Raw genomic sequence first — 15216 nt, forward strand, 5'->3', positions numbered from 1 at the left:
GGGCGGTGTGAAGGAACCGTGTGCTCAGTTTGCTGGTCACCGTGTGCGTCCTGTGTTGGTTCTTGGGACCGAACACCCCTGCATATTTGCACTCAGTGCAAAAATATGGGCGAGCTCACAGTGCTAAAACTTGCACTTAGTGCAATATTGCACTTAGTGTAATAACTGTGTGTATTGCCCAAAAGATTGTAGACAAACGCTCCGCGCGCAAAGCCGAGAACCGCATCGCCATTATGGATGCGGCCGAAAAACTCGTGCTCGCAGGCGGCCTTAAGGCGCTCACGGCGGATACGCTCGCCGCAGAATCCGGCGTATCCCGGCGCACCATTTTCAACCATTTTTCCTCAGTTGAAGCCGCCGCCGTTGAACGCCTGAACGAGTACCTGGACCGTATTTTTGAGGTCATCCCTGACTTCTGCACCCCCACCGGCCCGAATCTTGAACGGGACATGCTCGACGGGGTGCGCGCCGCGTTCACCACTGAACGCCTCGCCGAACATGTGGAACCCCACGCGCGGCTGCTGTTCGCCCTCCACGACTACTCGATCGACAATAAGTTCAACGAATACAGCTCAACCTCCTATATGAACTCCATCGAAATGGTCGTTGACAAGCTCTGGCAGCAGCGCCAAGACATCCCGCGGATGCGCATCGCAATCTTCGGGAACCTTATCGCCTCTGCTGTTTGTGAGGGCATTGCGGCGTCTTTCTATGACGCCGAAGGCAACCCCAAACCCCCCGAAAATGCCGAAAAAATGCGGGAAAACATAGAACACTGCCTCGACTATGTCGAAGAGCTAATCGACGGCAAATACGCATAGGCGCAGCGAATACGCGCACCATATCAATCAACACAGAGATTTTTGAGTTTGAGGAGGATCCGCAGTGGCTAAATGGCTTTACTCTATTGGTAGCTTTGCCGCTCGCAAAGCCTGGGCAGTGATTGCTATCTGGGTGCTGGTTATTGCCGGTGTTGCCGGTACGTATAGTGCATTCCATGGGCAGCTAAAAACCACGTTCACCATGCCTGGCACTGAGACGCAGCGGCTCACCGATGAGCTGGCCTCACGCTTCCCGGACGCTAACCGAGGAACCGGCCAAGTAATCGTGACCACCGGTGACGGTTCACGCATTACCGATGAGCAGAAACAAGCCTTCGTGAACAAGCTGAATAGCCTTAAGAACGAGAATTCGGCGGTTGACGATGTGAGCGACCCCTTCGCCACTGAGCAGCAGATTGCCGACGGTAGGAAGCAGCTTGAAGAGGGTAAACAGAAGCTAGATGCCGCCCCGAAGCAGATCGAGGATGGCAAGAAACAGCTGCGGGATGCTCAGAAGAAAGCAGATGACGGCAAAGCGCAGCTGGAGGCGGCACAGAAGCAGCTGGATGCGGCCCGCGAACAGGCTCGAGCAGCTGGTGCTCTAGAGTCTATGCGTGAACAGCTCGGCTCCCAGCAGGCGCAGATTGATGCTCAGCGTGCCCAGCTGGCCGAATCCCAGAAGCAGCTGGATACAAAGGCCGCTGAACTTGCCGACTCTGAAAAGAAGCTTCCCGAACAGCAGGCGCAGCTCGCCCGCAAATCGGCGCTTCTGGATCTGACGAGCGACTATCGTACGGTCTCTGAGGACGGCTCGACCGCGGTCGCCGGGGTTTTCTTCAAAATGAAAAGCTCGGAAGCCCCGCATGCTGATAAAGAAAAGCTCATGGAGCACTTTAAAAACGCGGATTTGAAGGGCCTGACGGTCAACTTTGACCAGAATGTCGCCGAATCTCCCGATGTGGGTATGGGCGTTGGCGAGATTGTGGGCATTGTGGTGGCCCTTATGACGCTCATCGTCCTGCTCGGCACCCTCATTGCCGCCGGGCTGCCCATTCTCATGGCGATTGTGGGCGTGATTGTGGGCATCCTGGGCACCCTCTCATTCTCGTCTCTGGTTGATATGAGCTCAACCACCTACATGCTGGGCATGATGCTCGGCCTAGCGGTGGGCATCGACTACTCACTGTTCATTCTCAATAGGCACCGCTCCAACCTCATGGACGGCATGCCGCTGCGGAAATCTATCGCGGTCGCTAACGGCACCAGCGGTAACGCGGTGGTGTTCGCGGGTGCCACCGTGATTATTGCCTTGCTGGCCCTGAACGTGACCGGTATCCCGTTCCTGGGATACATGGGTGATGCGGCGGCACTGTGCGTCTTTGTGGCCGTACTGATCTCGGTGACCCTAACCCCCGCCATGCTCTCGCTGATTGGCCGTAAAGTCATGTCGAAGAAGGCATGGGCGTCCGTTGATACTCCTGAGAAGATCGCGGCACGCCACACCGAACAGGAACAGCGTGAGGAATCCCCGCACGGCTGGCTGAAAATTGTGCTCGCCAAACCTGTGGTGACCATCCTGCTCTGCGTGGTGGCGTTGGGTGCTATCGCCATTCCGATGGGTCAGATGCGCATGGGCCTGCCCTCGGCAGAAAGCTCACAGACTGAAAGCACTGAATATAAGGCCTACCAGATTGTTAAAGACAAGTTTGGTGAAGGCATGAGCGGCCCCGTGCTGGCGGTGGCGCACACCCCCGCAGGGATGAACGAGGCGCAGGCTGAGCAGGCGCAGATCGATATTGCTCACGCGATTGAGGCGAAAGACCCCGACAACGTGAAAACCGTGGTTCCCGCCGGGCAAACCGATGACCACACCGTACAGATTTTCCAGGTGATCCCCAAACACGGGCCGAGCTCGGTTGAAACCGTGAACCTGGTTGAGCAGCTGCGGCAGGTTGATGTTAACGTGCAGGGTACCAATGTGCGCCTGGGCGTGACCGGCCTGACCGGCGGCAATATCGACGTCTCCAATACGCTGGCGCAGAAACTGCCGCTGTACTTGGCGGTCGTCATGGGCCTGTCGTTTATTGTGCTGATTCTGGTGTTCCGCTCGATTCTGGTACCCCTGGTTGCTTCGGTCGGGTTCCTCTTCTCGATTCTGGCCAGCTTCGGTGCCGTGGTTGCGGTCTACCAGATGGGCTTCATGGGGTCCCTCTTCGGGGTGCACGACCCCGGTCCGATCCTAGCGTTCCTGCCCACCCTGATGATCGGTATCCTCTTCGGGCTGGCGATGGACTACCAGGTGTTCCTGGTCTCCGGCATGCGCGAAGCCTATGTGCACGGTAAAAGCGCGAAAACCGCTGTTGTCGCCGGGTACAACCATGCGGTGCGTGTGGTGATCGCCGCCATGATCATTATGATCTCGGTGTTCGGCGGGTTTATCTTCGCCGAATCCGCAATGATCCGCCCCATCGGCTTCGGCCTGGCCTTCGGCGTGCTGGTGGATGCCTTCGTGGTCCGCATGACCATCACCCCCGCAGTGTTGACCCTGCTGGGTGATAAAGCCTGGTGGATGCCGAAATGGCTCGATAAGCTCGTTCCGAATATGGATGTGGAAGGTGCAACCCTTCTGGACACCCTGGAAGAAGAGACCGAACAGCCCGCCGCCGAGCACGATGAACAAGCCGAGACGGCTAAAAGCACCATGGGAGCATCCTCCTAGGCGGCGCGTGCATGATGCCGCACAGTATGCTGGTATAAAACCCAACAATACATACTGTGGCTGATACAACACACATTAATATGTAGCTCCGCACCAGTGACCCTACTGGTGCGGAGCTATTTTCTTTCACCTATGAATTTTTATCCGCATAATATGTGGGTTTTTATAAGAAACCCACAGATTCTGCATTTGGGTAAAACCTGCTTCTTGGTCGGAAAGACAGGCTAAAAACGCTCTGCGGGGTGGGTTCTGTGCATAATAATTTAGCGTAAAAGTGGGGTTCAACATAGTATTTCTTTGCATATTAAGGGGTTTACAACAGCGCTAAAAGATGAAAAAATGCGCCTAAAAAATAGTGGAGCAAATAACCTGAGATAATATTTTTCTTAGTCCTAAAAACCTGCACCTTTACCGCATATCAACCAAGGGAGAACCACAGTGGCCAAATGGCTCTACTCCATCGGCGACTTCGCAGCCCGCAAAGCCTGGGTAATTATCGCCATCTGGGCCCTTCTCATTGGCGGGGTGAGCGCCAGCTACGCCGCATTCCACGGGCAGCTGAAGAACACGTTCACCATGCCCGGCACCGAAACCCAGCGGCTCTCCGACGAGCTGTCCTCACGCTTCCCAGATGCCAACCGGGGCAGCGGCCAGGTGGTTGTCACCACCAGTGACGGTTCACGGATCACCGATGAGCAGAAACAGTCGTTTACAGCCTCTCTCAAGAGCCTTAAAGGGGAAGTGAGCTCTGTAGATGCCGTCAGCGACCCGTTCGAGACTGAAAAGCAGCTCACCGACGGGCAGAAACAGCTGACCGAAGGTAAACAGAAAGTAGGCGGTGCCCCCGAGCAGCTCGAAGACGGCAAAAAACAGATTGCCGACGGTCAGCGGCAGATCGATGAGGGTAAAAAGCAGGTTGAAAGCGGGCAGCAGCAGGTTGATAACGGTAATAAGCAGGTAGAGGCCGCCAAAAAAGGTCTCGATAGCTCCCAGACGCAGGTAAACCAGGCGAAACAGCGGGTAGAGGATGCGCAGAAGCAGCTTGATGTGAGCAAAAACCGGCTGGCCGAAGAGCAGGCGAAACTAGACGCATCGTTCTCCCAAGCCGAGGCGCAGGGGTCTCAAGCCTCCGTCATGGCCCCACTGAACCAGCAGCAGGAGCAGCTGAACGCCCAGCGCTCCGAGCTGAACGAAAAACAAACAGACCTGAACAATAAACGTGCCGAAGCCGACGCATCACAGGCGAAACTAGACGCCACCCGGGCCGAAACCACCGCTAAACAGGCGGAACTTGAAAAGAACCAGGCGGCGCTGGACGCCAAAAAGAAAGAGCTCGAAGACGGGCAGAAACAGCTTAACGAGAAGAAAGCCGAGCTGGCGAAAGCTGAGAAGGACTTTCCCACCCAGAAAGAAGACCTCGACCGCAAAGAGGCCCTTTTTAACCTGACGAGCGGCTACCGCACGGTCTCTGAGGACGGTTCGACCGCTGTTGCCGCTGTAACCTTCAACGCCAAGAACGAGGAAGTCTCTGCCGCAGACACCACTAAGCTCATGGAGCACTTCAAAAACGCGGATTTGAAGGGCCTGAAAGTCTACTTTGACCAGAATATTGCTGAGACCTCCAGCGGGGGAATGGGTGTTGGCGAGATTGTAGGCGTTGTGGTGGCGCTTATTGTGCTGCTTATTATGCTCGGCACCCTCATCGCCGCCGGGCTGCCCATTCTTATGGCCCTGGTGGGCGTGGTGGTGGGTATTTTGGGGACCCTTTCGTTCTCGTCCCTGGTTGATATGAGCTCAACCACCTACATACTGGGTATGATGCTCGGACTAGCGGTGGGGATTGATTATTCGCTGTTCATTCTCAATAGGCACCGTTCTAATCTGATGAATGGGATGCCCATGCGCGCCTCCATTGCACTGGCTAACGGCACCAGCGGTAATGCGGTGGTGTTCGCGGGTGTCACCGTGATTATTGCCTTACTGGCCCTGAATGTGACCGGTATTCCGTTCCTGGGGTATATGGGTGATGCTGCGGCGCTGTGCGTGTTTGTGGCTGTACTGATTTCGGTGACTCTAACCCCGGCGGTGCTTGCCCTTATTGGGCGCAAGGCGCTACCGAAAAAGGCGTGGGAGTCGATCAGCACCCCGCAGAAAATCGCGGCCCGCCGTGCTGACGAGCAGAAGCGTGAGGAATCCCCGCACGGCTGGCTGAAAATTGTGCTCGCCCGCCCTGTGCTGACCATTATTGCCGGTGTGCTGGTGCTGGGTGCTATTGCCATTCCGATGGGCCAGATGCGCATGGGCCTGCCGTCGGCTGCAAGCTCGCCGGTTGAGAGCACACAGTACCAGGCGTACAAACTGGTGAAGGATAAGTTCGGTGAGGGTGTGAGCGGCCCCGTGCTGGCGGTGGCGCACACCCCCTCAGACATGAGCGAGGCGCAGGCTGAGCAGGCCCAGATCGATATTGCCGACGCCATTAAAGCCAAGGGCGGCAATAAGGTGAAAGCCGTTATTCCTGGCGGGCAGACTGATGACCGTACCCTGCAGATTTTCCAGGTGATCCCCGCCCACGGGCCTAACTCTGCCGAGACCGTCGCACTGGTGGATCAGCTGCGCCAGGTGGATGTGAACGTGCAGGGTACCGATGTGCGCCTGGGCGTGACCGGTGTGACCGGCAGCAATATTGATGTTTCAAATGTGCTCGCGCAGAAGCTGCCGCTGTATCTTGCGGTGGTGATGGGCCTGTCGTTTATTGTGCTGATTCTGGTGTTCCGTTCGATTCTGGTGCCGCTGGTCGCATCTGCGGGGTTCCTCTTCTCGATTCTGGCGAGCTTCGGCGCGGTGGTTGCGGTCTACCAGATGGGCTTCATGGGCACGCTTTTTGGGGTGCACGACCCGGGGGCGATTCTGGCCTTCTTACCGATTCTGATGATCGGTATTCTCTTCGGCCTGGCGATGGACTACCAAGTATTTTTGGTCTCCGGTATGCGTGAGGCATATGTGCACGGTAAGGACGCGAAAACCGCTGTAGTTGCTGGCTATAACCATGCGGTGCGTGTGGTGATCGCGGCGATGATCATTATGATTTCGGTGTTCGGCGGGTTTATTTTCGCTGATGATGCAGCAACCCGCCCCATCGGTTTTGGCCTGGCGTTTGGGGTGCTGGTGGATGCGTTCGTGGTGCGTATGACCCTCACCCCCGCAATAATGACCCTGCTGGGTGATAAAGCTTGGTGGATGCCGAAGTGGCTTGATAAGCTCGTCCCGAATATGGATGTGGAGGGCGCAACCCTTACCGGCCCCCTATCCGAGGGTGAAGTGGAGAATGAGTCACCAAAAACGGTGCGTTCAGCCACCAAAGCGGAGGGTGCTAAACTACTGGCGGGCCGCACTAAGGACGTGACCCGCGTGGGCGGGGTGGCTGTTCTTGACAGCTCCACTTTCACCGGCGCTATACCCATTGTGAAGCCCACAACCGACGGCAGCCGTGCGGCAGAAACGGGTAGTGATAACGCAGATAATGCAGATGATACCGCCACCACCATAGTGGACACCCCCGAACAGGCTGACGGCCCCGAAATCACGGAGGTTGTGGACTTTGAAGTTGCCGCAGGCAAACCCACCACATCCACTATTGAGGGTGCCGCTGAGGATAGCCCCCACGCCGATGAACCTGCCTCAGCCGATCAGACCGTACCGGCAGGTGTTGAGCTTGAAGCTGGCGGGCCCAGCGACGGCACCTACGAGATAGAGATATTCGTCGCCAAGGACATTAAAGCCGCTGATGAGACGCCCGAGGCTACGACATCACCCAGCAGCTCCGTGGCTTCCGAACCGGATGCTGCGGCTGCCGCCGAAGCTGAACCGGAGAACCTCGAAACACCCGAGAGGGCGCAGGCACCTGCACACGAGAACGCCCCGGTGGTTACCAAGGATATCGAGGTTCTCGATGAGCCTGAGGTGCCCGGAACCTCTGATGAGAACCAGGAAGATATTACTCGTAAAACCGTTGAGACAGGTGAACTGGCCACTGCCGTAACCGATGAGCCCGCAGAACCTGAAACGGCAGCGGATATCACCGTCACTGGTGAGGTTAAAGAGCCTGCCGTCACGGATGATTCTGCGGAGGATAACGCGGAAACAACCGAATGTGAAGAGCCCGCCACGGGTATCGCCAGCAGCCCTGTGACAGCAGCCTCTGCCGTTAGGGGCGTCCGCCCGCACACGCTGCTTTCCGACTTGGGGGTGAAGCGGCTGGTCACCGAGAAGCTTGGGCGCAGGGGCGGCTCTGATAAGTCTGAGCGTGTTGCTGCCAAACCCGGTGAGAGCGCAGCTGATGCAGCCGCCTCCGGGGCCGCCCCGAAGGGGAACGACGATAGCGTCAAAACCAAAGGGTCACTGAAAATGAACCTGTGGAAGAGGCGGCGCGGGCCAAAAATCGATAAATCCGAGATCGGCGAGTACAAACGCCGCGGCTAGCTGCTGTTTACTGGCGGGCAGGGAATCCGCGCGGGTAGTACGGTGAGAGCAGGCTACCCGTGCGGATTTTGCCTTAGACAGGTAAGGGGGCGTTGGTGCGGTTAGTGGTGTTCGGAGTATTCTACGATAGTAGTTCTGTACCGATTAGGATTTTGTGCGCACCATGGCGCGTAATGCGAGAGGGGGCTGAGTGTCTGCGAGGCGTTCCTCAGCACTGAGCAGAATCCCCGCGCCGCTGCTGGTGTTTATAGGCGGCGGGGTCGGCTCACTCTGCAGAATATACACTCCAAGTTATATTTATGTTGCAAATATGTTGGGTGCGTTTGCGCTTGGGGTACTTACCGCATGGTGGTCCCGGCGCGCCGCCCGGTACGGAGATGAGGCGGTACGCCCACAGCGGCTACTGTTCGGTACCGGCCTGCTGGGCGGATACACCACGTATGCTGCCCTCATTGCGGCGCTCAATATTTTCGATGAACATAACGGTACTGGTGATGCGCTCATGGCGCGCCTGGTGGGGGCAGCCATGCTCGTGTGTGTTGCAGGTTTGGCCGCCAGCGGTGCCGGACTGTGGGTGGGGAGCAAGATTCCCAGTGCACCCGGCGGGCGTCAGCGGATATAGGGGTATAGATGGAGTGGATGAGCGCGGCAGCCGTTTTTGTGGGCGGCGGCCTGGGAGCGGTGCTGCGTTACTATCTGGAGCGGTTCTTGGCACCGCGACGCACCTCCGATGCGCTCATCAGCGCGGTGTTTGTGATTAACGTTCTGGGTTCTCTCGCGCTGGGTATTGTGGGTGCGGCGGTGAACGTTTTGGGTGGGCAGGATGCCGTTGCCTATGCGGGGCTCTCTGTGGGACTGTTGGGTGGTTTCACCACGTTTTCAACCGCTATGGTTGAGGCGGTGCAGGCACTTCTTGCGGGCAGGTACGCGCGTTTTGTGATGCTGTGGCTGGTGCAGCCAATGCTTTCACTGATTACCCTCATCGCGGGGTATACGGCTGCGGCGGCTGTGTTCTTGGCGGTGTTTTCGGCGAGGTGATACGCATACAGCCGTTAAGATTTCTGGGTGTGCGGGCACACCTTATACACGTGCAGTTGTCATTCACTGGGAATTCTCAGGTTATCTCGGGCGGGCAGCGTAAATTTGCCGGGTATCCTTATGAGAACAGCACAACGCAAAATATTTTATTCGGGGAATATTTCCAAAAGGGTATATTAGGGGTTGGGTGTGAGAAACCTCGTATTTAACGAGCAGATGGCCGCTATTTTCGCTGCGGAAATTGGTATTGCCCTGCTCGTTCTTTTTGCGGTCGGGGTGATCGCCATGCATCTTCGGGCGCGCCACCTTAACCGCCCCGTCACTATCCGCCACTACCTTGTCACGGGCGCATTCTCGGCGTTTATTGCGTGTATTCTTGCGTTCACACTTACCCCCATCCGGGTGGATGGGCAGCTATGCAACCCCAACCTGTACTATCCGCGCCTGTATGCGGGCTGGAGCTGGGGCCAAGCCCTGGAGCAGACAAAAGGGATGGGGCTGAGCCGCTTCACCACCGGGGTGTTCGCTCAACTATTTTTCAATATTGCGATGTTCATTCCGTTGGGGGTGCTCACCGCCGGGTGTCTGTGGTGGGGGCTGCGCGCATCCACCCTGGCGGGGTTTGGCCTTTCACTGTTCATTGAGCTGAGCCAGCTCAGCGGTAACTGGGGGCTGGCACCCTGCCCGTACCGCACCTTCGACGTGGATGATTTGATTAATAACACCGCTGGGGCGCTCATGGGGGCGCTGTTGGTGATGCTGTGGCGTCTGCTTCGTTCCCGCCTCCGCGCCCGCCGTGCCGCCCGCGCCGCCACAGCGAACTGGTAGCAGCACTGTGCCCTCTGCGGTTCAGTGGATGGCGGGTAGCTGCACGACGTAAAACCCGAAAACGCAGGAGCCGCCCGTTGATTGTTTATCAACTGGGCGGCTTCGTGCCGTGCGGGCAGAAGCTACTGCTGATAGGTTCGCTTCTCGATAATCGGGATGGACCCGGTGGCGGTATAGGTCGCCGCCGCTTTTGCCGCCGTCGCAAAAGTATCCTCGCCCTGGGGAATCACCTCCGCGCTGGGTGCCCGGTACAAGTGGCTATTTGCCCAATACGCGAACCCTAAAAGCACGACGGCGCATGCCGAGGAGATAACAACCCAGAGGGTGAACTCACTCTCGTAATAGAGTTTGAAGAATGCACCGCCCATAAAACCGCCCACAAGCGGGGCAAAGATAGGAACCCACGAGTAGAACCAGCGTGAGGTTCCCTTGCCATGAATAGGCAGCAGGGCGTGCATAATGCGCGGGCCAAGATCCCGCGCAGGGTTCAGGGCGTACCCGGTCTGCCCACCCAAGCCGATTACGAGCACAGCCACCATGAAGCCGAAAGCGAGAGGCTTGAGCACATCGTTGAGGTTTAGGGAGAGTTCCACGCTGCCGGTGGTAATCGTGGGCTTGAAGTTCACGCCGGTGTACAGCGCCGAGAAGACGAGCATGAAGGTGCCAATAATTTCAGAGAGCGCGTTCGTGAAGTAGTTGTGAATGGCGGGAACCGTGGAGAACACGCCAAGCTTAATCTTCTGGTCGGCGGTGGCCTTCCAATGCGGCAGGTAGTTCAAGTACACCAGCCCCGCGCCCGCCATAGCCCCAAGAAGCTGGGCGATCACATACCCGGGGACCTTAGCCCACTCAAATTCACCAAAAGCCGCCAACCCTACCGAGACCGCGGGGTTCAGATGCCCGCCGGAATACGGATGCGAGGCGTAGACGCCGAAAGCTACGGCAAAACCCCAGCCGAAGGCGATAGTGAAGAAGTTATCGCCGTGCCCTTTGGAGCGTCGCAGCTCGACGGTGGCGATGGAGCCGCACCCGATAGCGCACATAATGAGCGTGCCTAAGAATTCGGCGAGGTAGGGGCTGATGGTGTGCACGGAACCCTCCGCTTGTGTTTATGTTGGAATATTTGGTTTTGGCTGTGATTTATATAAGACGTGATACGGCGTAAAATAGCAATACTTTGGGATAAGGTAACCCAAAGACATAAGCGGTATTCATGGGTTTATGTGGGAAAATAGGGTGTGTATCACATGCGGTTTTTACGTGCTGATACGGCGCTGGCTATAAGGGGTGGCTTAACCCGAGCATCAGGGGAAACTTGCTTGAGGGCGCCCGGGGCAGTTCATTATGGTGGCGTTGAAGGAGTATACGCAGATTGGAGCGGACACTATGAGCCAGCGACTTCCAGCAGAAGAACTAACGGGAATTCCCGGTGGCACCCTCATCACCAAAACCCCCGAAGAAGGGCGGCAGTTGGCGATGCTTATCGCACGGCACACCATCCACCAGATTCAGCCTAACCCGGATGCTCTCAAAGCGGGACGCCCGGAATACGCGGTAGACCCGGACTCGCTGACGGCTGCGGCGCAGGTGGTAGCCATCGAGTTCCAGACCATCGCAGCGGCCAACAACTACTGGCGGTAATCTTCACCTGGATTTACCCGATAAAAAGTACCTTTATGTGAATAAAGCGTTAAAACCCGCTTTATTCACATAAAGGTACTTTTTATGCGGGATGCTAGAGAATAGAAAATAAGGATGCATGGCACATGAGACCCTCTTCCATATTCGTGTCCTGACTAACTCTACAAATCAGGAGAAACAGGTGAGCACCACATACCCCGCACGTCGGATCGTCTGGTCGAGCAAATCCCTAATACCCATGGCGCTCGCCATGATTGCCGCCGGATTTGATTTCTATGTGCCAGTCAGCGCGTTCTTCCTGGAAAGCCGTGGGTTATCGCTCACCGATATTTTCATGCTGGAAAGTGTTTTGGTCGCTAGTATTTTGGTGGCTGAAATTCCTGCCGGGATTATTGGCGACCGTTTCGACCGCCGGAGACTCGTAGGTGCCGGTTTTGTGTTCAACGCGATTGCCGAGATTCTTTTTGCCACTGGCACAAATTTCTCCATTTATGCTCTTTCATTTGTGATGAGTGGGCTGAGTATTGCCATGCTTACGGGGGTGCAAGACGCCTATATTTATGATTCCCTTGGCGATGATGCTGATGCGAAAGCGGTTGGCGCGTGGGGGCATCTTAGCGCCCTGATGCTCACCGCGGGGGTAACAGGTTCCGTGGTGGGTTCTGCGTTGGGGTCCGTCGATATTTCACTGCCCGCTCTGTTATCGGCGGCAATGGCCGTAGTTGCGGCAGTTTGTGTGGCGTTTTTGCCGCAGCAGAACCCGAAAAATCACGATAAACACCCTGAAACTTCGTGGATTTCGCTAAAAATAGGTGTGAAACTACTTTTTACCTCACCGCTTCTGCTATACGTTGCGGTAGGTTCGAGCGCATCCTTTGCACTTTTCAACGCGGTGTACACGCTGAACCAGCCGCTTTTTGCCGCACAAGATGTTCCTATTGCAGCATGGGGCGTGATCGCTGGTGCCGGTCAGCTCCTTGCGGCAGGGTATAACTATGCGGCAGGGCGTATCGAGAAGCGGGTAGGGCGCAAAACCGCGCTTCTGCTGGCCATGGGGTATGGTGCCGCGGGCTTCTGCCTGATGGCGGTGCCGCATGTCCTTGCCGTAGTATCGGGGTTCTTACTCGTGGTGGTGGGTATTCACGCGCGCGGGCCGATCACCTCTGCTGTAACCAATAAACTGATTCCTGCACATCGCCGCGCCACAGTGCTGAATGTGGCAAGCTCTGTCGGGAGCCTCGTGGGTATTGTGGTGAACCCGCTCGTAGGTCTGGGTGCGGAAACGAGCACGCGCCTCACCGTGCTAGCGATCGGCGGGGTGTTGCTGGCACTAACCCTCACCTGGATTCCAATTGCTAACCGTTATTTGGAAGCAGATGAGGATGCTGACATGTCGGAAGCCCACGTTTCGTAGGCTATTGCGCATGCGGCGAAATAAACCGCGAAATGCACAATAGCTCGCCGAATAGACAAGCGGGGAGGGGTCTACTGTGAGGCCCAGCCCAGGATGGCCTCAAAGAAGCGCTCGCAGTCCCGTAACTGTTCAAGCTCAACCCACTCGTTCGGTGAGTGGGCTTGGGCAATATCGCCGGGGCCGCACACGATGCTCTCAACCCCGGCGCGCTGGAACAGCCCCGCCTCCGTGCCGTAGGTGACCTTCTGCGGTGCCTCGGTTAAGCCTAATAGTGTATTTGCCAGGCGCACCAGCTCAGCATCGTCCGGGGTCCCCAGACCGGGGACGGCCGCCAGCAGCTCATGCTGCACCTGCACCTGTGCCGTCAACGACCCCGGTTCGGCGCCCGAGAGTTCCTCGGCGCGGGCCGCGCGGGCGTGCATCCTCGGCAGGATTTCCCCAAAAAGCTCGTCCTCAAGGCGCTGCACCACGGACTCCGTGGTCATTGACGGTAAGATGCGGAAATCATACTCCAGCACGGCGCGTTCGGCCACGATATTGTACTGCACGCCGCCGCGCGCGAAATTCACCCCACCGGTTGCGTGCGGCACCACGAACGCCTGATCGAACGGGCCTTCCTGCTCCCAGCTATCAGCCAGACGTGCGAAGAACGTAATGAACTCCCCGGCGGCATTGACGGCGCTCACCCCGTGCGTGGCCAGAGAGGCGTGTTTGGCGACCCCGGTGATGCTGACCCTGCCGCGGTGCGCACCCTTGTGGGCTGAGATGACGCGCATTGAGGTGGGTTCACCCACCACGCAGAACTGCGGGTGAACGCCGCGGTGTGTGAACTCCTCAATGAGGGCGGGCGCCCCAACACACCCGACTTCCTCGTCGTAGGTGAACGCAAAGTGCAGGGGCACACGCAGTCTATCCTGCCGGATGCGCGGCAGCAGCCACAGTGCCGCCCCCAGGTAGCCTTTCATATCGCACACGCCCCGCCCATATGCGCGGGTTCCCTCAACACGCACCGTGAACGGGTCTGAGTCCCAGATTTGCCCCTCCACGGGTACCACGTCGGTGTGCCCCGAAATAATAATGCCCCCGTTCACCGTGCCGTCGGCTGCGGGGATGGTGATGAAAAGGTTGGCCCGTGTGCTGTCTTCACTGTAGCTGCGGTGCCCGGTGTGCCCGTGGCGGGCAAATTCGGCCTCAATGTAGTCAATAATGTCTAGGTTGGAGGTTTGGGCGATACTGGGGAATGCAATCAGGCGGCGTGTGTACTCCAAAGATTCAGGCAGCAGCGGGGCGGAGGCGCTCTCTGCGGGGGCGGCGTCGGCGGTCACGGGGTTCTCCTTCAGGTGTTGACCTGTGTGGTTTTATGTTGTTCTACCTATTTAACCCTAGTGCGCCTCGTAATCCCAGTGCTTTTGCCCGCAGGTGCCAGGCGTCTCTTAATGGGCAGCAAAACGTGGCTTTTCAGCGCACATCAGCGCCCTATGCGCCGCTTCCGGGCCGAAAAGCCACGTTTGACGCCTCGCGGCGGCGTATTTTAGATAGCGTAATTGACGGTGGAGTGCTCCCCCAGTGCATGGAATTCCCGTGAATGGTACACGAGCGGGGTGCCGGTGAGGTCGTGGCGTACGAACTCTTCCACCTGGGCGGTGAAGACTAGGGCCGGGCCAGCTTCCACCCGGCTGAGCGGGGTTGCGCGCAGTACCCGGCGGATATCGTGCACCAGCGGCTCACCGGTTGCAATGAACTCCCAGGCGGAGGTGTCCGCAAAACGAGGGTAGCCGTGCGTGGCGAAATTACGTGCTATCTGCACGTTTTCGGCATCCAGCAGGTGGATGAGGAACGAGTCGGCGGCGGCGATTTTCCCGGCCGACCCGCTGTCTGCTTTGAGAGAGAACGCCACAATGGGCGGCTCTGCCGCAATGGAGGTGACGGAGGAGGCGGTGAAACCTGCCGGTTCGCCGTTCTCATCGGTTGCGGTAATGACGGCGACACCTGCGGGGTGATGCCCGAACGCCTGCTTGAAGAGCTCGGTGGTGTCTACAGTTCGGTAAGCGACCTCGGTCATAGTAGGTTCTTTCTCTGCGGCTGCACTCGGTTTAATCTACCTTTAGGGTAAATCTCGGGTTGGCGCAGCGCCTGTTTTATGTCCCAATATTTCTAAGACTTACTTTTTGTGAAGCGCCGGGCGCAATGTTACGTAACATTGCGCCCCCCTGAGGCGGGCGCATCCGGTGAATACTGCGCGGCGCGCTGAAGGCATAGAGTCGCCGGGATGCGGG

At 57.5% G+C, this 15216-nt stretch carries 10 protein-coding genes and 1 pseudogene; 8 read left to right on the forward strand and 3 right to left on the reverse strand.

Annotated features, from left to right (window positions below; genetic code table 11):
- The first annotated feature begins 167 nt into the window (after positions 1-167).
- The 6 genes and pseudogenes from D8M41_RS09480 to D8M41_RS09505 all read left to right on the forward strand — a co-directional run bounded on the left by D8M41_RS09480 (position 168) and on the right by D8M41_RS09505 (position 9885).
- Positions 168-821: a TetR/AcrR family transcriptional regulator gene (locus D8M41_RS09480; protein ID WP_126926884.1), complete on the forward strand. Its 654-nt coding sequence runs from the start codon at positions 168-170 to the stop codon at positions 819-821.
- A 64-nt stretch (positions 822-885) separates the two neighbouring features.
- Positions 886-3540, forward strand: a complete 2655-nt coding sequence (locus tag D8M41_RS09485; protein ID WP_126926885.1) for an MMPL family transporter — start codon at positions 886-888, stop codon at positions 3538-3540.
- 438 nt (positions 3541-3978) lie between these two features.
- Positions 3979-6915, forward strand: a pseudogene (locus tag D8M41_RS09490) (MMPL family transporter); the annotation flags it as partial.
- A 1345-nt stretch (positions 6916-8260) separates the two neighbouring features.
- Complete coding sequence (locus D8M41_RS09495) at positions 8261-8641, forward strand: CrcB family protein (RefSeq protein WP_231375390.1); 381 nt, start codon at positions 8261-8263, stop codon at positions 8639-8641.
- Between the two features lie 8 nt (positions 8642-8649).
- Positions 8650-9057: a fluoride efflux transporter FluC gene (locus D8M41_RS09500; RefSeq protein ID WP_126926887.1), complete on the forward strand. Its 408-nt coding sequence runs from the start codon at positions 8650-8652 to the stop codon at positions 9055-9057.
- A 189-nt stretch (positions 9058-9246) separates the two neighbouring features.
- Positions 9247-9885, forward strand: coding sequence for a VanZ family protein (locus tag D8M41_RS09505; RefSeq protein ID WP_238693512.1), 639 nt, complete (start codon positions 9247-9249; stop codon positions 9883-9885).
- Between the two features lie 122 nt (positions 9886-10007).
- Here the strand turns inward: D8M41_RS09505 and D8M41_RS09510 are convergent, their stop codons facing one another.
- Entirely contained in the window at positions 10008-10976 is a 969-nt protein-coding gene (locus tag D8M41_RS09510; protein WP_126926889.1) for an MIP/aquaporin family protein, read from the reverse strand.
- A 295-nt stretch (positions 10977-11271) separates the two neighbouring features.
- Between D8M41_RS09510 and D8M41_RS09515 the strand changes: the two genes are divergently transcribed.
- Together D8M41_RS09515 and D8M41_RS09520 are read left to right on the forward strand one after the other, a co-directional pair.
- Positions 11272-11526, forward strand: coding sequence for a hexameric tyrosine-coordinated heme protein (locus tag D8M41_RS09515; RefSeq protein WP_006888380.1), 255 nt, complete (start codon positions 11272-11274; stop codon positions 11524-11526).
- Between the two features lie 118 nt (positions 11527-11644).
- A complete protein-coding gene (locus tag D8M41_RS09520) occupies positions 11645-12940 on the forward strand; it encodes an MFS transporter (protein WP_238693513.1) in 1296 nt (431 codons plus the stop codon).
- Between the two features lie 71 nt (positions 12941-13011).
- Here the strand turns inward: D8M41_RS09520 and argE are convergent, their stop codons facing one another.
- Positions 13012-14265 (reverse strand): acetylornithine deacetylase, encoded by a 1254-nt coding sequence (gene argE, locus D8M41_RS09525; protein ID WP_126926890.1) that lies wholly within the window; start codon positions 14263-14265, stop codon positions 13012-13014.
- Positions 14266-14471: 206 nt separating this feature from the next.
- Positions 14472-15002: a flavin reductase family protein gene (locus D8M41_RS09530; protein ID WP_006888600.1), complete on the reverse strand. Its 531-nt coding sequence runs from the start codon at positions 15000-15002 to the stop codon at positions 14472-14474.
- Positions 15003-15216: the final 214 nt, after the last annotated feature.

The sequence above is a fragment of the Rothia sp. HSID18069 genome (assembly GCF_003989155.1).
In the GTDB taxonomy this organism is placed as follows: Bacteria; Actinomycetota; Actinomycetes; order Actinomycetales; family Micrococcaceae; genus Rothia; species Rothia aeria.

What these genes read in the sequence shown, in the direction of transcription:
- D8M41_RS09520 (WP_238693513.1), top strand. Translation starts at nt 11,645, where the DNA reads ATGGCACATGAGACCCTCTTCCATATTCGTGTCCTGACTAACTCTACA.
- D8M41_RS09530 (WP_006888600.1), bottom strand. Translation starts at nt 15,002, where the DNA reads ATGACCGAGGTCGCTTACCGAACTGTAGACACCACCGAGCTCTTCAAG.
- D8M41_RS09515 (WP_006888380.1), top strand. Translation starts at nt 11,272, where the DNA reads ATGAGCCAGCGACTTCCAGCAGAAGAACTAACGGGAATTCCCGGTGGC.
- D8M41_RS09500 (WP_126926887.1), top strand. Translation starts at nt 8,650, where the DNA reads ATGGAGTGGATGAGCGCGGCAGCCGTTTTTGTGGGCGGCGGCCTGGGA.